Consider the following 22002-nt stretch of genomic DNA (forward strand, 5'->3'; position numbering starts at 1 on the left):
GTTCGCTAACCGAGCGACAGCCGCACCAAGCCGATCACGATCATCACGTAGGCGAACAGCACCAGATGATTGAGCCGGTTGGGCGGCAGCCGGTAAACCGCGCCTTTGCACTTGAGATAGACATCACCCGTCAGCGCGACGATTAGTGCCGCCGGCATGCAGACCACCACTAGCACGAAAATGAACCAGCGCCGCCGAAATAACGGCACCTGCGAATAGTCGATATCGACCTTTACCGCTTCTGAACCTTCCATTCTCAAATCCCTTTGCATGCAGATCACTGTAAACGGGCATCCCGCCCGTGGTTCGCCACTGGAAACGGTGCGTTCGCGACAGTAGCCGCCCAGATCACCAGCGTCTATCGCACGCCGCGCTCAACCCCGCCATTTGTGACAAGGATCAGATCGGCAACGCGACCTGTACCACTCGGCGATGACCTTACCCAAACCAAGGCTTTTATTGTTTCCGGTCAAGGATGGGCTGCCACCGCTCGGAGATGCTGCGCCCATCGAACCACGCCACACGGCGTGACAGGGGCCCGCTCCGAGGAGACGCTCATGTTGAGAATCAGCCATTACCTGCGCGCGCTTGCCCGGCCTGAGATGCCGGTTCTCGGCGCCCGCAGCACCGGCGCCGCCCGCCCTCCGGTGGTGATCTGGAATCTGCTGCGCCGCTGCAACCTGACCTGCCGGCACTGCTATGCCACCTCCGCCGACAGCGTCTTCCGCGACGAGCTGGATACGGGCGAGGCGCTCAAGGTCATCGACGACCTGCATGACGCCGGGGTGCGCGTGCTCATCCTTTCCGGCGGCGAACCGTTGCTGCGCGATGACATCTTCGAGCTGTCCAGCTATGCCCGCCAGCGCGGTTTTTTCGTTGCACTGTCCACCAACGGCACGCTGATCGACGAGCAGAACATCGAGCAGATCGCCGCCGCTCAGTACGACTACGTCGGCATCAGCATCGATGGCCTGGAAGCGGTCCACGATCATTGGCGGCAGCTCAAGGGCAGCTTCGCTGCGTCCATGCATGCCATCGACCTGTGCCGCCAGCACGGCATACGCGTCGGCCTGCGCACCACGCTCACCCAGCACAACTACCCGCAGTTACCTGCGCTACTGGAACTGATGCGTGAACATGACGTGCAGAAGTTCTACCTCTCGCATCTCAACTACAGCGGCCGTGGCAAACGCAGTCGCGGCGCCGATGCGCACCACCAGATGACGCGCGACGCCATGTACCAGCTGTTCGAACAAGCTTGGGACGATGTACAGCACGACCGCGAAACCGATTTCGTCAGCGGCAATAACGATGCCGACGCGATTCTGCTGCTGCAGTGGGCCGAGCAGAACCTGCCGCAGCACCGTGATCGTCTGGAGCGCATGCTGCGCGCCTGGGGAGGTAATGCATCGGGCAGCGGCATCGCCAATATCGACAATATCGGCGACGTTCACCCGGACACCTACTGGTGGCAGCACACCGTTGGCAACGTGCGCCGGCAGCCTTTTCGCGAGCTGTGGCTGGAGCGCCCCGAGCCGCTGCTGGCCGAACTGCGCCAGCACCCGCGGGCCGTACAGGGCCGCTGCGCCGAGTGCCGCTGGCTGTCGATCTGCAACGGCAACACCCGCACCCGCGCCTGGGCCGAAGGCAATCTCTGGGGCGAAGACCCTGGCTGCTACCTCAGCGATCAGGAGATCGGCCTCGCCCAACCACAACGCATCCCCAGCGTCGCCATTTGATATCGAGAGCGGCCCCGAAGCCGCCCCGGACCTACCGCCAGCCCGATGAGAATTCAGGAGTTCGCATGGACCAGCCACTCACCCTCCCCGCCTCGCTCGGCGCGACCCTGGCCGCGGGCGAAGTCGCCCTGGTCGGTGCCGGCCCCGGCGACCCCGGCTTACTCACCCTGCGCGCCTGGAGCCTCCTGCAACAGGCCGACGCCGTCGTTTACGACCGCCTCGTCAGCACCAGCCTGATGGACTTGCTGCCGGCCAGCTGCGCGCGCCACTACGTCGGCAAAACGAGTGGTTATCACAGCCTCCCGCAGCCGCAGATCAACCAATTGCTGGTCGACCTCGCCCGGCAAAACCTGCGCGTGGTACGGCTCAAGGGCGGCGACCCCTTCATCTTCGGCCGCGGCGCCGAAGAGCTGGAATACCTGCTGGCACACGGCATCAACGGTCAGGTGGTCCCGGGTGTCACCGCCGCCGCCGGCTGCAGCGCCTATGCGGGCATTCCGCTGACGCACCGTGACCTGGCGCACTCCTGCCAGTTCATCACTGGCCACCTGCAGGAAGACGGTGCGCTGCAGCTGCCCTGGCGCGCCCTCGTAGAAGGCAAGCAGACGCTGGTCTTCTACATGGGCCTGGCCAGCCTTGGCGAGATTTCGCGCAACCTGATCGCCGCAGGCCTGCCTGTGGACACCCCGGCGGCGCTGATCAGCAGCGGCACCCGACCCGAGCAGCGTGTAGTGCGCTGCTCGCTCCGGCAGTTGCCCACCGTCGCCGACCAGGAGCGGCTAGTCCCACCGACGCTCACGGTGATCGGCCAGGTCGTCGGCCTGTTCGCTGACCGCCGCATGGAATACCCGGCCCGCTTGTTCACCCCGCACACCGGGCAACCAGCCGTCGCGGAGGCCCTATGCGAGTAGCCATCCCCTTCATCTTGCTGGCGCTGGCCGGCGCGGTCGAAGCCGCCGAGCAACCAGTTGGCCTCGAGCAGGCCGGGCAGCTTTACGAGCAGTATTGCCAGAGCTGCCATGGCGCCGGGCGCCTCGGCGGTGCCGGCCCGGCATTGCTGCCCGAAAGCCTCAGCCGCATCAAGCCGGACGAAGCGCGCAAGGTAATCCGCGACGGCCGCCCTGCCAGTCAGATGGCCGCCTTCGGTGACCGCCTCTCCGGCGCGCAAATCGACGGGCTGGTCAGCTACCTCTATCAACCCGCTGCGACGCCGCCGACCTGGAGCGACGCCGACATCCGCGCCAGTCATCGCATCCTCAATGACGTCTCAAAGCTGCCCGATACCCCGCAGCATGGCGCCGATCCGCTCAACCTGTTCGTCGTGGTCGAGGCAGGCAACCACCACGTGCGCGTGCTCGATGGCGATCGCTTCGAGGAACTGGCCAACTTCCCCTCGCACTTCGCCCTGCATGGTGGGCCGAAGTTCTCGCCGGACGGCCGCTTCGTCTATTTCGCCTCGCGTGACGGTTGGATCAGCGTCTATGACCTGCACAACCTGACCATGATCGCCGAGGTCCGCGCGGGGCTGAACACGCGCAACCTGGCTGTCAGCAACGACGGCCGCTGGGTGTTGGTGGGCAACTACCTGCCTGGCAACCTGGTGCTGCTCGATGCGCGTGACCTGTCGCTAGTCAAGCACATCCCGGCGGTGGCGGCCGATGGCACGCCATCGCGCGTCAGCGCCGTCTACACCGCACCGCCGCGCAACAGTTTCGTGGTCGCGCTCAAGGACGTGAAGGAGGCTTGGGAGCTGTCCTACGCGGGCGAGCCAGACTTCCAACCGCGGCGCATCGAGGCCGCCGACTTCCTTGACGACTTCTCCTTCACGCCCGACTACCGCTACCTGCTCGCCACCTCGCGCAAGGCCCTCGGCGGCCAGGTGATCGACCTGGACACCGGCAAGTCGGTGACCGACATACCGCTGCCGGGCATGCCGCACCTGGGCTCTGGCATCTATTGGAAGCGCGGCGGCAAGTGGGTCTTCGCCACGCCAAACGTCAGCAAAGGCCTGATCTCGGTGCTGGACCTCGATACCTGGAAGCTGATCAAGGAAATCCCCACCGAAGGGCCCGGCTTCTTCATGCGCAGCCAGCAAAACTCACCCTACGCCTGGACCGACGTGTTCTTTGGACCCAACAACGACGCCGTCCACCTGATCGACAAGCAAACCCTGGAGATCGCCCACACCCTACGCCCGATGCCCGGCAAGAATGCCGCTCACGTCGAATTCACCAACGACGGCCGCTATGCACTGCTCAGCGTCTGGGACACGGAAGGCGCGCTGATCGTCTACGACGCCAACACGCTGGAAGAGATCAAGCGCATCCCGATGAACAAGCCGTCCGGCAAGTACAACGTCGGTAACAAGATCGAGTTCGCCGAAGGCACGTCGCACTGAGGGAGAGACCTGAAGGGCCGGCGGGCTGGGAAGCTGCAACGGGGCCGCTCTTCAGCTGACCGGCTCTCCCAGAGCCTGCAAACCACGCCAAGCCAGCCGACCCTCCAGCCGCCGTCATCTGTCGGCTTTTATCTTTCATCCCAACCTGATTTCATATCACTCCCTTTGATATGAGCCCCGCCCGCCATGGATATTGATCTCGCCCGCACATTTCTCGAGATCATTCGCAGCGGCAGCTTCATCGCCACCGCCGATCGCTTGCACATCACGCAGACTGCTGTAACAGCGCGGGTTCGTAGCCTGGAAGCGCAACTGGGCTGCCGGCTGTTCGTGCGCAACCGGGCCGGGGCGAGGTTGACCAGCGATGGCGAGCGCTTCGTCGCCTACGCCAACCAACTGGTGCAGACCTGGGAGGCGGCGCGCCGTGATCTACCGTTGCCCAAGGGCTACGACAAGCTGCTTTCACTCGGTGCTGAGGTCAGCCTGTGCAATCCGCTGATGCTCGCCTGGGTCAAGCGGTTACGGCAGGCGCTGCCCGACCATGCGTTGCGCAGTGAAGTAGCCACCGACACCGAGTTGCAACACAAGCTCGACCTCGGCGTGCTCGACGCCGCGCTGGTGCATCAGCCCGAGTACCTGCCCGGCCTGCAGGTCGAGCAGCTGCTGGAGGAGAAGCTGATCCAGGTCGTGCATGCACGAGTCCCCGAGCCTTATCTGTACATTGACTGGGGGCCGGCGTTTCGTAGCCAGCATGACCTTGCCTTGCCCGAGCACATCCGCGCCGCGCTCTCGTTCAGCCTCGGTCCACTGGCCCTGCAGTACCTCGTGCAGCATGGCGGCCGCGGTTACTTCCGCACGCGCGTGGTCCAGCGCTACCTCGACGAGGGTCTACTCAAGCGCGTCGAGCAGACCCCGGAGTTCAGCTACCCGGTTTACCTCGTCTACTCGCGAGCGGCCGAATCCCCTGCGCTGGCGCAGGCGATCGCTCTGCTGCGTGAAGTCGCGGAAGATGAGTACGACTGGTCGCGCTGGAATTATGAAATCTGAAACCCCCACTGCCCGGCTGGCCTAGTCGCTCAGGCGCTTCATCCAGTTCTGGTAAAGCCCGGCAACGAGATCGCCCTGGGTGATCATACCCACCAGCCGTTGCTCGGCATCGATCACGGGCAGGCAGGACATCCGACGGTCCGCCAGCAAGAAAACAAGGTCGCTGAGGTGCGCATCCTCCCGTACGGAGACCACGGGCGCCGTCATGACACGCTCGACCCTGACGTCGCGATTAAATGTCAGGCGCCGCAGGTTGAGCCGAGAGGGGCTCGGTTCGAAGTGCTGTAAAAGGTCGGTCAGCGTGACGATTCCAACCAGTCTTTCACTAACCGGCTCGACGACGGCAAGCGAATGCAGGCGGTGCTGGCGAACCAGTTCCCAGGCCTGCCGGATGCGCGCGGAAGGCGCGATCCCATGCAGGTCGCGGCACATGATATCGGCTGCTGCGACCGCCCCCATGCTGCGACGGATGGCGTGCTTTTCGGTGCGTTTGATCAGGTCCAGCAGGTCATCGTGGGACACATCGACGTATTCACCGAACTCTTCCAGCGCATGGGTGACATCGTCGTTGGTGAAGCTCAGATGCTCGTCGCCCAGGGGCACGCTAGCGTTCTTGACGCCGCCGATCGCTGCGCGCGGCTTGGGATAGGGATGCCGCGTGAGATTGTTGTAGACCAGTGCCACGGCAACCAGAAGCACGGAGTTGAAGCCTACCGGTAGCAGTAGCCCGTAGCCGAGCTCGCTGAGCCCCGGCCCGCCGATTGCGGCGACCATCGCCAAGGCGCAGCTGGGCGGATGCATACAACGCAGCGAGAACAGGCAGGCAATCGCCAAGCAGACCGCCAGCACCGCTGCGGCGACCGTCGGCAAGCCGCTGGTGCCGAGGTAGATGCCGATGGTCGCCGCGATGAGGTTGCCGCCGATCACCGACCAAGGCTGTGCGAAGGGGCTCGACGAGGCGCTGAAGAGGATGACTGCCGAAGCACCGGCCGGCGCAACGATATGCAGCGTGACCTGGCTACCGAAAAGCCACAGGCCCAGCGAGACCATCGGCAGCACCACCAGCCCGACGCCGAGCACGGCGCGCAACCATTCCCGCGGCCCCACGCTGAGCGGCATCGGAAGAAAGGATCGCAGCCAGTTATTCAGAGGGTCAGGCATGGGCTCGGCTTGGAAGGGGGTCAAGCGTTCAGGCACTGGACTATGCCACAGGTTCCAGCCCTTCCCAGCCCCTCATTGCGCTGGCGGCGCGATCGGAGCGGCCTGTGTCAATCCGGCAGGTGTTTCAGCCAGTTCTGGTAAAGCGCGGCGATCAGGTCGGTCTGGGTAATCATGCCCACTAGTCGCTGCTCACTGTCGACCACTGGCAGGCAGTGCAGGCCGCGGTCGGACAGCAGGTACACCAAGTCCACCATGTGGGTGTCGGCGCTGACCGTGACGACCGGCGACGTCATGATCGAGCCCAGGCGCTGCCCACCCTCGCGCTTGAATTGGCCGATGCGAATGCGCGCCGGTGTCGAACGCAGATACTTGAGCAGGTCTACCAAGGTCACGATGCCGACCAGCTCGCGCGTGTCGCCGGTGACGACCGGCAGAGAATGCAGGCGATGTTCGCGCAGCGTTCGCCAGGCGGTTTGAGTGGTGCAGTCGGACGTAGCCCAGTAGAGGTCGCGGGACATGATGTCCGCCGCGGTCACCTCGCCCATGCTGCGCCGCAGCGCATGTTTTTCGGTCTGCTTGATCAGTTGGGCGAGGTCGTCGCGCGTTACGTCGACATACTCGCCGAATTCCGACAGGGCTCTGGCGACGTCATCTTCACTGAAGCTCATCCGGTCGCTGGGCAATGCATCGCGGGTATGGTGACTGTTGCCGCGCGGCGTGCGCGGCTTCGGGTATGCATGCCCGGTGAGGTTGTTATAGAGCAGCGCGACCGCCACCAGGAGTGCCGAGTTGAACGTCACCGGATAGAGCAACCCGTAGCCGAGCGCGTGGATCTGCGCATTACCGACCACCGCCACCAACGCCAGCGCGGCGCCCGGCGGATGCAGGCAGCGCGCACCCAGTAGGCAGATGATCACCAGCCCACCCGCGATCCCAGCGGCCAACAGCACGGGCAGCCCACTGGCCCCAAGCGCCACACCGATCAGCGTCGCCAACACGTTGCCAGCCAGCACTGACCAAGGCTGGGCAAACGGGCTTGAAGGTGCAGCAAAGACCAGCACTGCCGAAGCTGCCGCTGGCGCGGCGAGCGGCAGGGTAAGCGCGGCACCGAAGACCCAGGCGCAGGCAGGCAGCACTAACAGCATCGCCAGCGCGACGCCCAGCGCCACGCGCAGCCATTCAGCAGGTGGCGCCGATAGTGGCGCGGGCACGAAGGAGCGGCACCAGTCGAAGAGGCGTTCTTGCATAGGTTCCGTTTCTGAGATTCGTTTGGTCGGGGGCCTTGTGCAAACCCGACAAGGCTTTGACCAGGCGACGCGCCAAAATGTCGCGTCGACGGCAAGGGCGCACATTATCAGTGCACGCTTCAGAAGCGGCTAATGAATGCTATTGCTGTCTGGCTGCAATATTTCTGATGCAAACCTGGCGATGGCCGGCAGGTGCGCCAGCCCAACGGTGGCCGATCAGGTAATCGTGTAGCCGTTATCGACCACCCAATCCTGCCCGAACACTCCCCGCGCGCCTTGGGAAAGCTGGAAGAGGATGACATTGGCCACCGCCGCTGCATCGAGGAAGCGCCCCGGCAGCAAGCGTTTACTGACACCTTCGGCGACCTGCTCGAGTTGATCGTCGGCCAGTCCTAACGTGCCCCAGATCGACGTGGCGGTCGGCCCCGGCGAAACGACGTTGATCCGCACCTCCAGCGGTGCAAACTCCACCGCCAGCGTGCGAGCCTGGGCAACCAGCGCAGCCTTGCTGGCGATGTACGCCGCCAATCCGGGGAAGGTCGTGCGCGTCAGGAAGGTGCCGACGAAAACCACCGAGGCCGGAGTCGCCAGCCCTCCGCGCAGTGCGGCCAACGTGCCCAGGGCGCCCGCCCCGTTGACGGCCCACTGGCGATCGAAGCAGGCCATGTCCAGGCTGTCCCCCAGCTCGGCGATGCCGGCATTGGGCACGAGGTAGTCCACCGGGCCGAGCAGCGCGGCCTGCCGGCTCAATGCCTGCAGGTCGTCCGCCGAGGTGACGTCGCCGGCGATCCAGTGCAGCGTCTCGGGGTAGCTTTCCAGCAACTGGCCAAGCGCGCCAAGGTTGCGCGACATCGCCAGCACCCTCGCGCCGCGCTGCAGCAGCGCGGAGCAAAGCGCAAGGCCAATGCCGGAGCTTGCGCCGGTGACCACTGCGAGGCGGTCCGTGAATTCGTTTTTCATCTTCATCTCCGATGCCGGCGATCGCCGAGCCGCTGGCTGCCCGTCCCGGAGCGGGCAGGCAGGTGGTTGAAACACGAGAAGGAGGCGGTAGGCGTCAATCAGCCGGGATGGCCATCTACGCGGGGGCTCAGCAACATGGGAGCGTAGCGCCACGCATAGAGCGCGAATGCCAGCGCCCAACAGGTCGCTGCGAGCCATAGCCCGGCCACTGGCAACGCGGTGGCGAGGAACACGCGTGCCCCAGCGCCCAGGTTGAATAGCACGAACGCGCCCGCGATGCCCGACGGCAACTGCAGCGGCCGCCCGGTATGCCCGAGGGTGACGCGAGCGATCATCGCCAGGATCAGGCCGCTCATCGAGCCGACCGAGAGGGCATGCAGCGAAGGGCTGGGAGTGCCCAGTAGACCGATGTGCCACAGCGCCAGACCACCCGCGGCCACGACCAGCCAGAGCATGGCCAGGTGCAGCGACCACAGCAGCGGTACACCCCAGATACCTTTGTCGTACCAGCGCACCAGGCGTACCAGATGGCCGAGCGCGATGGCAAAGAAGAGCACGCCGAGCAGCGGGTTGGGCAGCAGCGCGACGCCCACCGCATAGAGCACGGCGACCAGCGCGGAGCCGACCAGCAGCGCGACGTCCAGCCAGGCCCAAGCCTTCACCTGTTCGGTGCGCCCCAAGCCGCGCTGGGTGAAGAAGGGAATCACACGCCCACCAATGAGTGCCATCAGCGCCGCGACCAGCCAGAGCGCGGCCAGTACGCCCTGCCGCTGCAGCCCGTCATCGGCCAGGCCCACGCCCCAGAGCACCTGAATATCGGCAGCTGTCATCAATGCCAGCACCGCAATCACCGGGTAGTTGCGCTTTTGTCGGACGGCCCAGAGCATGCGACCCATGAGCCGGGCCACGCCGAACATGAACAGCAGCTCGGTGATCACCAGCAGCCAGAGCGGCGCACCGAGCAACCAGCCCAGCCGGGCCAGCAACCAGACCAGCGCCAACGCCGCCAATCGATTGCCTGAGACGCCCGGCTGACCGGTCCAGGTCTGGCCGGCAGTCAGCAGAAAACCCGCGACGATCGCCATGGCGAAACCGAACAGCATTTCGTGACGGTGCCACGCGAGCCAGCCGCCGGTGGGCTGGAAGCCCGGCCATAGACCGGTCCAGGCGGCGACCCAGAGCGGGATTGCCAGCAGCGCGAAAAGGCTCCCGGCGAGAAAGAACGGGCGAAACGCGAGGCGCCAGATGGGCGGGATACTGAGGGCTTTTCGCCGGTCGATGACTTGCACGAGGCCTCCTGACACTTACTGCGACGGCCTGCCCTTACCAGGCGGGCCGAAAACCGGGGCTCCGAGAGATTTCGTGAGCCAGGCCTACTTTTTACAGGGTAGGCCGGCAGCACAGACTTGATTGCAATCAGGTTTATCAGGAGCCGGGTGGCGGGCGACGACCGGTAGCCGCTAGAGACTCTTAACCGCACCGGGTTTGTTGGCGATACCGACACCCGCCAACTCAGCAGCCGCACCACCCGATCGCGAGCAAGCTCGCTCCTACGAAAAGCGATGCGTGCCGGTGCAGACTGCCGGGTGGGCCATGTCAACTGTAGGAGCCAGCTTGCTGGCGATCCTGACACCCCGCCAACTCAGCAATCACCACCGGATCGCGAGCAAGCTCGCTCCTACGAAGAGCGATGCGGGCCGGTGCGCGCAATCGGGTGGGCCATGTCAACTGTAGGAGCCAGCTTGCTGGCGATCCTGACACCCCGCCAACTCAGCAATCACCACCGGATCGCGAGCAAGCTCGCTCCTACGAAGAGCGGTACGCGCCGATGCACATTGCCGGATGGGCCACGCCGAACGTAGGAGCCAGCTTGCTGGCGATCCCAACACCCGCCGACTCAGCGGTCACGACCGGATCGCGGGCAAGCTCGCTCCTACGGAAAGCGATGGGGGGCGGTGCGCGCCTACAGAAGCGCCTTACTTCAGCTCCTGCTTCACCGGTTCGGCTTTCTCACCGTCATGCATGGACTTACGGAAGCCGCTGATCGCCCCGCCCAGGTCCGAGCCCAGGCCGCGCAGGCGCTTGGTGCCGAAGAGCATGACCACGATCAGCAGAATGATCAGGAGTTGCCAGATACTGATGCCCATCATCGTTCGTTACCTCGTCGTGTGTAGGCTGCCGGTCTAGTGACCGGCGTGCGCCTGATGTTGGCCGTGCATGTCATGCATGCCTTGTGTCTGTTGCAGGACCGACTGGTCGATGTCATCGAAACGCAAAACCCTGCCACCGTGCATCGTTGCCAGTGCCTTGGCCGCGGATTCGTCGGCGAAGGTCGCCAGCACCGCACCCATCGCCCCCTTGAGATCAGTGCCAGCGACATAGTAGGCGGTGGTCGCGTCGATCAGATAGTGGTCGTCCGGCTGCTCCCAGGTGCTGCGCCCCATGTCGTGCACGTAGAGCTTGGCGTCGCCCACGCGATTCTCCGGTTGCAGCCACCAGCCCAGCAGCTCCGCCGTAGAGCAAAACTTCTTCACCCCGCCCTTCCCGACCGCCTGGCCCTTAGGTCCAGGGAAATCACCGATGGCCATCCCGCACACGTGGCACTCATCGCTGGCGTGGAAGGCAACCGGTTCAAGTACCCGCTCGGTCTGTTCGGCCTCGTTGCAGCCGGCCAGGCCCACGAGCAGTACTGCGGCCAGCACCCGCGAAGCCTGCTTGTATAACCCATTCATCATTGCAGTTCCTTTAATCAGAGGATCAGGCGGGCCGGCGGCGGAATACGCCGTAGGCCAGAGAAAGCGACGCGGCGACCCAGAGCAGCAGGCAACCCCAGAGCGCGGCCACCGGCATCGGCAGCTCGGCCCCCAGCGACAGCACGCCCATCGCACCCGTGCCGTCGAAGCCGGCAAGGTTCACCAAGCGGTAAAGATCAGCGGGATTAAGGAGCAGTAGCCACGGTAAGAGCTGCGGGCTGAACTGGCCTTCGCTGAAAACCAGCAGCGCCAGCAGAACCAGGTCAAACACCAGAACGAAGAGAAACCAGACGCCGAGCGCCAGCCCCGCCGCGCTGGATTTCTCACTGACCTTGCTGCTCAGCACGTAGGCCATGGCGAGAAACACCCAGCCGAGCAGCGTCGAGGACAGCATGAAGCGGCCGAAGGCCCAGAGCAGCAAGCCCAGTTCGATGTCCTCGACCAGAAGCGCAATGGCCAGCATCGCGCAACCGAAGCCAATCAGTACCGCCAGCGCGAGGATCAACCCGTGACCAAGAAACTTGCCGAGCAGGATCTGCCCCCGGCCCAAGGGGTAGGTCAGCAGCAACATCAGGGTGCCGCCCTCGTCCTCGCCGACAATGGCGTCGTAGGCCAGCAGCAGCGCGATGAGCGGCATCAGGAACGTGGCCAGGCTCGCCAGGCTGGCGATGGTCGCCGGAATGGACGTGAAGCCCAGTTGGCCGGACGCCGCTGCGCCGAGCCAGGCGATGCCTACCGCCAGTACCGCGAACAGCAGGCTGATGGCGAGCAGCCAACGGTTACGCAGGCCATCGCTGAATTCCTTGCGGGCAATGTTCCAGATGGCGTTCATGGCCGGCCCTCCGAGGCGCCAGGATCGCCGGCGCGTGTCATGTAGTGTCGGTAGAGGTCTTCCAGCGAGGGCTGGTGGATCTCGATGTCGTCCGGCTCGCCCTCGCCGAGCAATTCGCGCAGCAGCGGCAGCTTGTGGCCATTGATGGCCGACACCTCGACGCTGCGCTCGCCCAGAGCTCGAGCGGCATGCCCGGCGGCATCCCAACGTTGCAACCAGCCGGCGCTGTCACCGATGCCGCTGGCACGGATGCGCGTCGGCAGGCCAGCGTCGCGGCGCAGTTGCGCCAGGCTGCCGATCGCTTGCAATTCGCCTCTGGCGAGGATGGCGGCACGGTTGATGTGCGCTTCGACGCCTGGCAAGACGTGCGAGCAGAGAATGATGCTGCAGCCACCCTGTCGCAGCCGATCGATGACCTGATACAGGTCGCCCGTGGCGATGGGGTCGAGGCCTACGGTGGGCTCGTCGAGCAAAAGCAGACGCGGCTCGCCGAGCAGCGCCTGGGCCAGCCCGAGGCGTTGGCGCATGCCCTTGGAATAGGTCTTCACCCTGCGCTCGGCGGCCTGCGCAAGCCCGACCTGTTCGAGCAGGTCATCCACCTGGCCCAGCGCTGCGCCCTTGAGACGGGCGAAATGACGCAGCGTTTCGCGACCGCTGAGCTGTGGATAGAAGGTGACGTTCTCCGGCAGGTAGCCGAGCTGACGGCGTACCCCTGGATCCGCGGGCTGGCGGCCGAGCACCCGGACCTGGCCTTCGCTTGGCGCGAGCAGGCCGAGAATCAACTTCATGCTGGTGGTCTTGCCGGCGCCGTTGTGGCCGAACAGGCCCAGCACCTCGCCTTCGGCGAGGCTCAGGTTCAACCCGTGCAGCACGGTCATGCTGCCGTAACGCTGGCTCACGCCTTCGATTTCAACGACGTTCATGGCGTCTGCTCCTGCGTCTGGCTCAACAGTGGGGCGGCTCTGGCCGGTAGCTGCATCAGCGGATGGCTGTCCTGCACCCCGGGGGACTTGATGACCGGGAACGCGCGCTGCACCCAGCGCAGCACCTCGATGCTCGGGCTGTTCATCAGCAGGCGCACCTGCGGGTACATCCACAGCAAGCGGTCTACGTTGTCGTTCGGCTCGTAGGGGACGTCGCCCAGGCCATCGCTGTTGCGGTCCCAGCCCAGATAGTCGCTCCAGTAGTTGCCGCGCCCGGCCTGCGACCACTCCTGGGTGCGGTTGGCGACGTACTTGACCTGCTGCTGGTTGCCGATGAAGGCGTTGCCTGCGATACGGTTGTCTTCGGAGCCCGCCGTCAGGTGAATGCCCAGCGCGCTGTTCTCGAAACGGTTGCCTTCGATGGTGTTGAACAGCGAGTTGTAGATGAACAACGCCTTGCCTTCGGCGCCCGAGATCATGCTGTCGCCCGTCGAACCGCTGCGCACGTCGCTGACCCGGTTGTCGCGGATGGTCGAGTAGGTGATGTAGTTCATCAGGATGCCGTAGTTCTCATCCCCCTCGGAGCGGTTGCCGATGACCTCCAGCTTGCGGCTCTGCATCAGGGCATAACCGGTGCGGGTGCGGCGGGTGACATTGCCGATCACGCGGTTGTCGTTGGCGAACATGTAATGCACGCCGTAGCGCAGATCCTCCAGCACGTTGCCTTCGATGTGGTTGCCGTTGGAGGTGTCGATGTAGATGCCGTCGCGGGTATGGCGCACCTGGTTGTCGATGATCCGCGCGCCGGTCACAGCGTAGAGGTGGATGCCGTTGCCTCGGTCCTGCGAGCGTATGTTCGCGTCGCCCTCGATGCGGTTGCCGATCAGGCTCACATCGCGTGCGCTATCGACCCAGATACCGAAGCCTGCACCGCGCAGGTCATTGTTCTCCACACGGGCGCGATGCGCCTGGCGCTGGATGAAGACTGCCGCGTTCATCGCGGTCAGGTCGCGGCCCCAGTCGACCAGGGTGCAGCCCTTGATGCGGACATCCTCGGCGGTGACGAGCAGCCCGTTGCCCTCGCCGTCACCGTGCAGCACGGCGCCTGAAGCGCAGGTGAGCGTCATCGGCTGGTCGATGATGAACTGACCGTGATAATCGCCCGCCGGCAATGTCCAGACATTTTCCCCCTGCGGCTCGAGCGGCAAGGTGGTGATCGATTGCGGTGCCGCCAGGGCCGCACCGCAGAAGATGGCCGGCAGCAGCGCTGCCAGCGTTGAATATGAAGGTGACGCCTGAGATCTGAGCACTGCATTATTCCTCTTCAGCTTCCAGGCAGGTGAAATGGGGGAGCCAACCTCTGCTCCCCCCAAGCGCGTCAGGCCGGCTCGACCATCATGCGGCCGACCATTTCCATGTGCAGCGCATGGCAGAACCAGCTGCAGTAGTACCAGTGCAGGCCAGGCTTATCAGCCGTGAAGGTGATGGATGAGGTCTGCTGCGGGCTGATCTCCATGCTGGCGCCGTGGTTGGTCATGACGAACCCGTGGGACACGTCCTCGATCTGGTCGATGTTGGTGATGGTCACGGTGACTTCGTCGCCCTGCTTGACGGTGAATTCGGTCAAGCCATAGGTCGGCGCCATGGACGTCATGTAGACACGCACTTTCTTGCCGTCTCGAATGACCTTGTTGTCGGTTTCCAGATTGATGCCGTCCTTCTTCGCCATTTCCACCGTCGGTGCGAAGAAGGGGTCATCGCGCTTCCAGATCTTCTGCGGCTTGATCTGGTCGCGACGGGCCAGGATGCAGTCGTGCGGCTCGGCGTAGGTCGGGCCGTCATGCACCAGCTTCATTTCCTCGCCGGAGATGTCGATCAGCTGGTCGTTTTCGGGGTGCAGCGGGCCGGTCGGCAGGAAACGGTCCTTGGAGAATTTGCACAGGGCCACCAACCACTTGCCATCGGCTTCGCTGGTTTCGGTCAGCGAGGCATGCAGGTGGCCCGGCTGGTACTGCACGTCGAGCTTCTGCTTGATGTAGTTGACCTTCTCGCCCTTGTAGGCGCGCACCGCGTCGGCCATGTTCCACTTGACCACCTGGCTGTCGATGAACAGCGTGGTGTAGGCGTTGCCGCGGCCGTCGAAGGTGGTGTGCAGCGGGCCGAGGCCCAGTTCAGGCTCGGCGGCGACCACGTCGCGCGGGTCTTTCAGCTTGTCGTCGAACAGGTCATCGAGCTTGGCGATTTCGATCATGGTCACGGTTGGCGACAGCTTGCCGGCGGCGATGAAGTACTTGCCGTCGGATGAGGTGTTGCAGCCGTGGGGGTTTTTTGGCACCGGAATGTAGCGGGTGAATTCCGAACCGGCGCGGCCATCGACCACCGGCACTTTCGAGTCGCCAATGGTGCTGAACTTGCCGGCCTTGATCGCCGCCTCGATGCGCGGGATGTTGTAGACCACCACCCAGTCGCGCTCGTTACGCATCATGCCGCCCAGGTCGTAGGCCTTCTCCGAGTTGTAGCAGGTGGACGCGGCGTACTTGCCGGTGTAGTCGGCGTCGGTGTTGTCCAGGTTGCCGTCGACGATGACCTGGAAAGCCATCTCCATCTTCTCGGCATCGATGACGTTGAACATGGTGTAGGCGTTTTCCGCCTGCAGGTCGTAGGAGCTGCCATCGTTGGGGTGCGGAATCACGAACTCGGCGTTGGCGAACACGTACTTGGTGTGCGGCACCTTCTGCAGACGCAGGCCGTGGATGGCCTGGACGTTCGGCACGGTCAGCATCTTGTCGCACTTCATGATGTCCAGGCGGATGCGCGCAACGCGGCTGTTGGCCTTGTCGTTGATGAACAGGTACTTGCCGTCGTACTTGCCGTCGGTCATCGAGATGTGCGGATGGTGGCAGTCGCCGTTCAGGAACTTGGCGCTGTCGCCCATGATGTGGCGGCTTTCGTTGGTCAGGCCCCAGCCGGTGGCCGAATCGACGTTGAACACCGGGATGCGCATCAACTCACGCATCGACGGAATACCGATTACCCGAACCTCGCCCTGGTGGCCGCCACTCCAGAAGCCGTAATACTCGTCCAGCTCGCCTGGTGCGACGTGGATCTTCTGCTGTGCGTCCTTGACCGCTGCTGCCCAGGTCTCGCGGCTCATGACTGCGCCGCCGAACGCCGTTGCTGCCACCGCCGCGCCGGTCAGGGCGCTGGCGCCGAGGAAATTGCGGCGGCTCAGGCCGGTCTTTTCCAGCGCATTCGGATTGCTCTTAACCTCTTTGTCGCTCATGGGTTCTGCTCCTTTGGGACATCTCTAACAACCGATTTCTAACAACCGATTTCGAGCGATTCGCTATGCGCGCTCACTCGGGTTCCACCACATGCACAGGAATCAACTGCGGCGCGGCTGGTGCCTTCTTTCCACGCGTGTTGCGCTTGTTCTTCAGGATCAGCGGCGGGCATTTGTTTTCGTTGTGGTAGGTCATCTGGCAATCCAGGCAGTAGTGGCACTCGTTGTGGTTGATGTGCCCGTCCGGATGGATGGCCTGGATTTCACATTCCTTGGCGCACAGCTGGCAGGGGCTGCCGCACTCCGGCCGGCGCTTGAGCCAGTCGAACAGGCGGACCTTGCTGCTGATCGACAGCGCCGCGCCCAGCGGGCAGACGTAGCGGCAGTAAACCTTGCGGGTGAACACGTTGATCACCAGCAGGAACACGGCGTAGGCGACGAACCACCACTGGCGGTCGAACTTGAGGGTGATAGCGGTCTTGAACGGCTCGACCTCAGCGGCCTGTTCAGCCGCCATCATCGACTCGAGCGAGATGCCGAACAGCACGAGCAGGACGATGTACTTGATCGCCCAAAGCCGTTCATGCACAGCGAAGGGCAGCTCGTATTGCGGGATACGGAGCTTGCGCGCGGCCTCGTTGATCAGCTCCTGCAGCGCGCCGAAGGGGCACAGCCAGCCGCAGAACACACCGCGACCCCAGAGCAGGATGCTGGCGGCGGTGAACGTCCAGAGAATGAAGATCACCGGGTCGGTGAGGAACAGCTCCCAGCGGAAGTCCTGGAACAGCGCATGGACGAAGGTCAGCACGTTGACCACAGACAGCTGCCCCAACGCGTACCAGCCAATGAACACCACAGTGAAGATCAGGTAGCCGCGACGCAGCCAGTGCAGGAAGCGCGGGCGTTGGGTGAGCGAATCCTGCAAGAAGAGGATTACGGTCAGCAGCAGGAGCGCCGCAACGATCACGCCGATCTGGAAGCTCTTCTGGTACCAGATGTTCAGCCACATTGGCCGGTTGGCCTCCTCCGCTGCGGCCAACTCCTCGGCGGTCGGCTGCGGCCGCTCGATGTACTGCTCGGGCATCTGGTAGGGCAGCTCGAAGCTGGTGAACACCCCTGATACCGGGCCGGTCTGACGGCGTACCAGCAGCTCTAGCGTCCACGGTGAGCCTGGATCGAAAGCCACGTGTTCGCGGACGATAAAGATCGCCATCTCGCGGAATTCCGGGATGCCGTCGGCGTAGACGTCCGACAGGCGAATGAAGTCCAGGTCGCGGAAGCTGATGATGTTGCCGAACTGACGCAGCTGCACCCGATCGAAGATGCCGCCGCGCACGTAGCCCGAGCCCTTGAAGGAGTAGTCACCGCTGCCGAGCACGGCGATCGCGTGCTCACCAGGCTTGAGGGTGCTCATCAGGTCGGCGTACTGAACGTCGCCGAGCAGGTTGCGGCCGATGGTCGGTGGATTGAGTTCGGTCGCGTACAGATCGATGAAGGTGTCACCCTTCTCCTCCGGCGCCGCCTCGTCGATGCCCTCGGCTTCGGTGCCCTTGAACGCGTCATCTATCTGCCCGTAGGTCAGGAGCAGGCGGCGGATTGCGCCGTTACCGGTCAAATCGGCCCAACTCGCCGGCGCGTAGACATCGTTGCGGATCGTCGCCGGCTTGCTGCGCCCACCCGCGGCCGGTTCGACGAGCTCGAGCGAGACGGCCACTTCATGGGCGGCGCGCATGACGATCTCGTTGACCACCATGACCGTCACGGTGGCGCCGGTTACGGCATCGATGGTCACCGCATTGCTGTCGCCCGAATGGCCGACCACCACGCGTTGGTCGGCCTTCACGCCCTGATACTTGGCAGTGAAGTCGTGCAGCTTCTGCTCGGGGATGCCGACCAGCAGGATCGGCTCATGGTGCTCGAGCACATAGGCATCGACGATCGCACCTTCGCGATCGAGCAGCACCTGCAGGTTGATCGGCTTGCCGGAATAGGCAGGGATGTCGACCACATTGAGGGTCTGGAAGGCATAGCCGAGGACTTCGTCACCCTTGCGCAGGGTTCGTAGCTGGTATTCACCCTCGGGCTCGGAGACCTCGGCCTGAGGGAAGAAGTGCTCGATGCGTTGCTGTTCGACGTCGTAGTCCCGCGCTTGAGTCGGAAATGCAATCAGCAGCAGCGCCAGCACGATGGCGAAGCCTTGCTCCCATGCACGGATAAGGCCTGTGCGGAGATGAGGTTGCGGCTTCATGGACGGCCCACTTCACGGCTGAATGTGCAGCCATGGTAGGGAGCGCCGCTACTCGCTCTCCTTGACGGATATCAAGCTCGACCTCGCGCGGGCGATTCCATTGAGCCATATCAATCAACGCGACCCGTTCCGCCAAGCACACGAGCCATGGGCGCCCTGTGGACGATCAGCAGCCGCACCGAAATACCGTGATGGCGAGCCTTGCCCCCAGCAGCCCCACCTTATCCGTAGGAGCCAGCTTGCTGGCGATCCGCGCCACGCCGACCCCATGATCGCGAGCAAGACCGCCCCTACAAAAACCGTGATGGCGAGCCTTAACCACAGCAGCCCCCTTATCCGTAGGAGCCAGCTTGCTGGCGATCCACGCCACGCCGACCCCACGAGCGCGAACAGTCGCGCTTACGAACGCAGCCATCGTGCGATAAGACGGGCTTCGGCGTTCACCGAACATCACACCCGACGTCGTGGCGCCCTATCGCCGCCGGGCGGCGTCAGGTAGGCGGCCGTCGCGCCACGGTTGGCTTCGCTGGCCTTGATCTCCATCTTCGCGATGCTGCGAAGATGCACCTGATCCGGGCCGTCGGCGAAGCGCAGGGCGCGGCCACCCGTCCACATGTCGGCCAGTGGCGTGTCCGGCGTAAGGCCCATGGCGCCGTAGACCTGCATCGCACGATCGACCACCGTTGTCTGCATGCGCGGCACCAGCGCCTTGATCATGGCGATCTCCTTGCGGGCGCCCTTGGCGCCGACTTCGTCGATCATCCAGGCGGTCTTGAGTACCAACAGGCGCGCCTGTTCGATCTCGATGCGCGATTCGGCAATCCAGTCGGCAATGTTGGAATACTGCTGCAGATACTTGCCGAACGCCTTGCGCTCCTGGCAGCGCTCGACCATCAGCTCCAGCGCCAGCTCGGCCATGCCGATCGAGCGCATGCAATGATGAATACGCCCCGGCCCGAGCCGCGCCTGCGCCATCGCGAAGCCATCGCCTTCGGCACCGAGCAGGTTGCTTGCCGGCACGCGCACGTCACGCAGGACCAGCTCGCTGTGGCCTTCCGGCGCCAGGTGATTCATCACCGGAATGTTGCGCACCAGCTCCACACCGGGCGTGTCGAACGGCACCAGAATCATGCTCTGCTGACAGTGCGTCTCGGCATTCGGATCCGTCTTGCCCATCACGATGAGCAATCGGCAGTTGGGGTGCGAGGCATTGGTGATGAACCACTTGCGGCCGTTGATCACGTAGTCGTCGCCGTCCCGGCGGATCAGCGTCTGGATATTGGTGGCATCCGACGAGGGCACGTCCGGCTCGGTCATGGCGAAGGCCGAGCGGATCTGCCCTTCGAGAAGCGGCCTGAGCCAGCGCTCGCGCTGCTCAGGCGTGGCAAACAGGTGCAGCAACTCCATATTGCCGGTGTCCGGAGCGTTGCAATTGAACACCTCCGAGGCCCAGTGCACCCGGCCCATGATCTCGGCCAGCGGGGCGTATTCGAGATTGCTCAGCCCGGTGCCCGGCTCGTCCTGGCCCAGCGAAGGCAGGAACAGGTTCCAAAGGCCCTCCTCCCGCGCCAACGCTTTGAGGTCTTCCATGAACGACACCGGGTACTGCCCCGCCGCAACCTCGGCATGCCAGGCGCCGATGCGCGGCACGATGTACTGCTCCATGAACGCGAGCATTTCCTGGCGCAGCGCCTGGACGCGGGGGGTATAGGCGAAATGCATGTGAACCTCGGTGGATGGCCGCTCTGGTGCCTGCACCTTAAGCCGAGCGCCAGGGCAAGCAAACGAGCCTAACGCGGCTGAATCGGTGCTCATCAGCCATCCAGCAAACGACGCCCTGCTTGATCGAAATCATCGGCACACGCGGCAAATCTGCTAAGGGCAGCACTGCGGACGCGACAGTTCCCCCTACCCAAGCATGCCGCTCGCAAACGGCCGGAATGGCTTCGCCAGCGCCCGTCACCAATGGAGGTAGAACATGCCCTTGGCCAGTAGGACGATGCCAACCATCTGCAGGAATATCGCCCAGTGGATGCGCCGGTAGCGCGCCGGGGTCATCCGGCCCGAGCGCAGCAGCATTGCGACCATGCCGAAGGTGAAGAACACCCCGATCGCCAGCAAGATCTTCAGCGTCAGGAGCATGCCGAAGCTGCTGGCGAAGGGGTTGGCCAACGCCTGGCGATGAAACCAGGCCAGGCCGATGCCGGCGCCATAGACGAACAAAACCACCCAGTGCAGCACCACCCGCGAACGTGCACCGATGGCCTTGTCGATCGGCTGCATACGCTCCGGCTCGACCTGCTGGCGCACTCGGCCGAGCAGCATCACCTCGACGAACAGCGTGCCGATGAAGAAGATCGCTGCCAACAAATGGATGACGTGCAACAGGGAATAGCTCATCTCGGCTCCTCGAATCCGGTGCAGGGGTTGCGACCCACCGGTCGCAACCCCGCGAACCTTGCCATATCAGGCCGGCAGATCAAGTGCTCAGGGAGTGACAACCCCCTCGGCGCTTTCCTCAGCAGACCGGCGCACACGCAGCAGACGGCCATCCGCCGTGCGGATCACGTAGAGCCGTTGCTCGAGGCCAGCGGCACCCTGCACCTGCTGCCCCAGCAGATAGCCAGCACCGCCGCCGACCAAGGCACCGATCGGCCCACCTGCCGCGGCACCCAGCATGAAACCGCTGAGCCCGCCGAAACCGCCTCCTACGACACGATCCGGTCGCGCCTCCACAATCTCGTCCGCACCCGCCCAACCGCTTGTAATCAATGCCGCACCCGCGATCCAGGTGGCTAAAGTCTTCATAGGGTGTCCTCGCTGTGTGTGTGTGAGGCAAACACAATCACAAAGCGTACCGACTATTTATTTCCTATTTATCAGTAACTTGAAAGCAATAAGGTTTTTATGACCCAGGTCATAACGGTATTTTTTACACCTGCTCAAGTCATAAATACCCAACCAATACGCTCAGGTATATCGATCATGAACCGAAACGGAGCCCGCGATGATCTGCTGCAAACGCGCCTATGAACCAGCCATGGCTGAGGATGGAAAGCGCGTGCTCGTAGACCGTCTATGGCCGCGGAACAGGCGCAAGGACCAGCTTGAGCTGCATGAATGGCTGCCCGAGGTGGCGCCTTCGAGCGCGCTGCGGCGGGCATTCAAGTCGGGGGAGAAGAGCTTCGCTGCGTTCCGGCACGCCTACCGCGAAGAGCTCGCAGCGCAGCCGGCACACTGGTGGCCACTGCTGGAAAAGGCGGAAAACGGAACGTTGACGCTGGTGTACGCCGCGCGTGACCCGCAGCAGAACAATGCGGTGGTACTGGCCGAATGGCTGGAAGACGCGCTCGAGCGGCGGGGGGATCAGAGCTCGCCGACCTGCTATGCCGGCGAGCGCCTGGGGTAGGG

The 22002-nt window shown here is 63.9% G+C and carries 20 protein-coding genes; 5 read left to right on the plus strand and 15 right to left on the minus strand.

Annotated features, from left to right (window positions below):
- Positions 1–5: 5 nt before the first annotated feature.
- Complete coding sequence (locus KXR72_RS11175) at positions 6–254, minus strand: hypothetical protein (protein WP_437421177.1); 249 nt, start codon at positions 252–254, stop codon at positions 6–8.
- A gap of 303 nt (positions 255–557) precedes the next feature.
- Here KXR72_RS11175 and nirJ point away from each other — a divergent pair, with 303 nt between their 5' ends.
- The 4 genes from nirJ (at position 558) to KXR72_RS11195 (ending at position 5184) form a co-directional block, all read left to right on the plus strand.
- Positions 558–1739, plus strand: coding sequence for a heme d1 biosynthesis radical SAM protein NirJ (gene nirJ / locus KXR72_RS11180; RefSeq protein ID WP_437421178.1), 1182 nt, complete (start codon positions 558–560; stop codon positions 1737–1739).
- Between the two features lie 65 nt (positions 1740–1804).
- Positions 1805–2650, plus strand: a complete 846-nt coding sequence (cobA, locus tag KXR72_RS11185) for a uroporphyrinogen-III C-methyltransferase (protein ID WP_437421179.1) — start codon at positions 1805–1807, stop codon at positions 2648–2650.
- Positions 2641–4137, plus strand: a complete 1497-nt coding sequence (locus KXR72_RS11190; RefSeq protein ID WP_437421180.1) for a cytochrome D1 domain-containing protein — start codon at positions 2641–2643, stop codon at positions 4135–4137. Before cobA ends, KXR72_RS11190 begins: the two co-directional genes overlap by 10 nt.
- 186 nt (positions 4138–4323) lie before the next feature.
- Positions 4324–5184 carry a LysR family transcriptional regulator gene (locus KXR72_RS11195; protein WP_437421181.1) on the plus strand — a complete coding sequence of 287 codons (861 nt, stop codon included), beginning with the start codon at positions 4324–4326 and terminating at the stop codon, positions 5182–5184.
- A gap of 21 nt (positions 5185–5205) precedes the next feature.
- On the opposite strand, the gene KXR72_RS11200 is transcribed toward KXR72_RS11195, so the two are convergent.
- The 14 genes from KXR72_RS11200 to KXR72_RS11265 form a co-directional block, all read right to left on the minus strand.
- On the minus strand, positions 5206–6345 hold the full coding sequence (locus KXR72_RS11200) for an HPP family protein (RefSeq protein ID WP_437421182.1): 1140 nt from the start codon (positions 6343–6345) through the stop codon (positions 5206–5208).
- A 107-nt stretch (positions 6346–6452) separates the two neighbouring features.
- Positions 6453–7592: an HPP family protein gene (locus tag KXR72_RS11205; protein WP_437421183.1), complete on the minus strand. Its 1140-nt coding sequence runs from the start codon at positions 7590–7592 to the stop codon at positions 6453–6455.
- Positions 7593–7808: 216 nt separating this feature from the next.
- Positions 7809–8552, minus strand: coding sequence for an SDR family NAD(P)-dependent oxidoreductase (locus KXR72_RS11210; RefSeq protein WP_437421184.1), 744 nt, complete (start codon positions 8550–8552; stop codon positions 7809–7811).
- Between the two features lie 98 nt (positions 8553–8650).
- Positions 8651–9841: an NnrS family protein gene (locus tag KXR72_RS11215; RefSeq protein ID WP_437421185.1), complete on the minus strand. Its 1191-nt coding sequence runs from the start codon at positions 9839–9841 to the stop codon at positions 8651–8653.
- A gap of 687 nt (positions 9842–10528) precedes the next feature.
- Positions 10529–10702, minus strand: a complete 174-nt coding sequence (gene tatA / locus KXR72_RS11220; RefSeq protein WP_437421186.1) for a twin-arginine translocase TatA/TatE family subunit — start codon at positions 10700–10702, stop codon at positions 10529–10531.
- Between the two features lie 33 nt (positions 10703–10735).
- Positions 10736–11284, minus strand: coding sequence for a nitrous oxide reductase accessory protein NosL (locus KXR72_RS11225; RefSeq protein ID WP_437421337.1), 549 nt, complete (start codon positions 11282–11284; stop codon positions 10736–10738).
- A gap of 25 nt (positions 11285–11309) precedes the next feature.
- The gene (locus KXR72_RS11230; RefSeq protein ID WP_437421187.1) at positions 11310–12137 is read right to left on the minus strand and encodes an ABC transporter permease; all 828 of its coding nucleotides are present in this window, start codon (positions 12135–12137) and stop codon (positions 11310–11312) included.
- Positions 12134–13060, minus strand: coding sequence for an ABC transporter ATP-binding protein (locus KXR72_RS11235; RefSeq protein WP_437421188.1), 927 nt, complete (start codon positions 13058–13060; stop codon positions 12134–12136). The genes KXR72_RS11230 and KXR72_RS11235 overlap by 4 nt, the downstream gene beginning before the upstream one ends.
- Positions 13057–14334: a nitrous oxide reductase family maturation protein NosD gene (locus KXR72_RS11240; RefSeq protein WP_437421338.1), complete on the minus strand. Its 1278-nt coding sequence runs from the start codon at positions 14332–14334 to the stop codon at positions 13057–13059. Before KXR72_RS11240 ends, KXR72_RS11235 begins: the two co-directional genes overlap by 4 nt.
- Positions 14335–14438: 104 nt before the next feature.
- Entirely contained in the window at positions 14439–16343 is a 1905-nt protein-coding gene (nosZ, locus tag KXR72_RS11245) for a TAT-dependent nitrous-oxide reductase (protein ID WP_437421189.1), read from the minus strand.
- Between the two features lie 73 nt (positions 16344–16416).
- Positions 16417–18591: a transcriptional regulator NosR gene (nosR, locus tag KXR72_RS11250; RefSeq protein ID WP_437421190.1), complete on the minus strand. Its 2175-nt coding sequence runs from the start codon at positions 18589–18591 to the stop codon at positions 16417–16419.
- Positions 18592–19041: 450 nt separating this feature from the next.
- A complete protein-coding gene (locus KXR72_RS11255) occupies positions 19042–20313 on the minus strand; it encodes an acyl-CoA dehydrogenase family protein (RefSeq protein WP_437421191.1) in 1272 nt (423 codons plus the stop codon).
- Between the two features lie 237 nt (positions 20314–20550).
- Entirely contained in the window at positions 20551–20991 is a 441-nt protein-coding gene (locus tag KXR72_RS11260) for a CopD family copper resistance protein (protein ID WP_437421192.1), read from the minus strand.
- 87 nt (positions 20992–21078) lie between these two features.
- Positions 21079–21399: a hypothetical protein gene (locus KXR72_RS11265; RefSeq protein ID WP_437421193.1), complete on the minus strand. Its 321-nt coding sequence runs from the start codon at positions 21397–21399 to the stop codon at positions 21079–21081.
- Between the two features lie 199 nt (positions 21400–21598).
- Between KXR72_RS11265 and KXR72_RS11270 the strand changes: the two genes are divergently transcribed.
- Positions 21599–22000: a DUF488 domain-containing protein gene (locus KXR72_RS11270; RefSeq protein ID WP_437421194.1), complete on the plus strand. Its 402-nt coding sequence runs from the start codon at positions 21599–21601 to the stop codon at positions 21998–22000.
- The last annotated feature ends 2 nt before the right edge of the window (positions 22001–22002 follow it).

The organism is Stutzerimonas chloritidismutans (genome assembly GCF_051486945.1).
Classification (GTDB): Bacteria; Pseudomonadota; Gammaproteobacteria; order Pseudomonadales; family Pseudomonadaceae; genus Stutzerimonas; species Stutzerimonas chloritidismutans_B.

Coding starts and splice junctions, on each gene's coding strand:
- nosZ (WP_437421189.1), bottom strand. CDS start 16,343: ATGAGCGACAAAGAGGTTAAGAGCAATCCGAATGCGCTGGAAAAGACC.
- KXR72_RS11225 (WP_437421337.1), bottom strand. CDS start 11,284: ATGAATGGGTTATACAAGCAGGCTTCGCGGGTGCTGGCCGCAGTACTG.
- KXR72_RS11190 (WP_437421180.1), top strand. CDS start 2,641: ATGCGAGTAGCCATCCCCTTCATCTTGCTGGCGCTGGCCGGCGCGGTC.
- KXR72_RS11210 (WP_437421184.1), bottom strand. CDS start 8,552: ATGAAAAACGAATTCACGGACCGCCTCGCAGTGGTCACCGGCGCAAGC.
- nirJ (WP_437421178.1), top strand. CDS start 558: ATGTTGAGAATCAGCCATTACCTGCGCGCGCTTGCCCGGCCTGAGATG.
- KXR72_RS11230 (WP_437421187.1), bottom strand. CDS start 12,137: ATGAACGCCATCTGGAACATTGCCCGCAAGGAATTCAGCGATGGCCTG.
- KXR72_RS11270 (WP_437421194.1), top strand. CDS start 21,599: ATGATCTGCTGCAAACGCGCCTATGAACCAGCCATGGCTGAGGATGGA.
- KXR72_RS11255 (WP_437421191.1), bottom strand. CDS start 20,313: ATGCATTTCGCCTATACCCCCCGCGTCCAGGCGCTGCGCCAGGAAATG.
- KXR72_RS11235 (WP_437421188.1), bottom strand. CDS start 13,060: ATGAACGTCGTTGAAATCGAAGGCGTGAGCCAGCGTTACGGCAGCATG.
- KXR72_RS11175 (WP_437421177.1), bottom strand. CDS start 254: ATGGAAGGTTCAGAAGCGGTAAAGGTCGATATCGACTATTCGCAGGTG.
- KXR72_RS11200 (WP_437421182.1), bottom strand. CDS start 6,345: ATGCCTGACCCTCTGAATAACTGGCTGCGATCCTTTCTTCCGATGCCG.
- KXR72_RS11265 (WP_437421193.1), bottom strand. CDS start 21,399: ATGAAGACTTTAGCCACCTGGATCGCGGGTGCGGCATTGATTACAAGC.
- cobA (WP_437421179.1), top strand. CDS start 1,805: ATGGACCAGCCACTCACCCTCCCCGCCTCGCTCGGCGCGACCCTGGCC.
- KXR72_RS11195 (WP_437421181.1), top strand. CDS start 4,324: ATGGATATTGATCTCGCCCGCACATTTCTCGAGATCATTCGCAGCGGC.
- tatA (WP_437421186.1), bottom strand. CDS start 10,702: ATGATGGGCATCAGTATCTGGCAACTCCTGATCATTCTGCTGATCGTG.
- KXR72_RS11205 (WP_437421183.1), bottom strand. CDS start 7,592: ATGCAAGAACGCCTCTTCGACTGGTGCCGCTCCTTCGTGCCCGCGCCA.
- KXR72_RS11260 (WP_437421192.1), bottom strand. CDS start 20,991: ATGAGCTATTCCCTGTTGCACGTCATCCATTTGTTGGCAGCGATCTTC.
- nosR (WP_437421190.1), bottom strand. CDS start 18,591: ATGAAGCCGCAACCTCATCTCCGCACAGGCCTTATCCGTGCATGGGAG.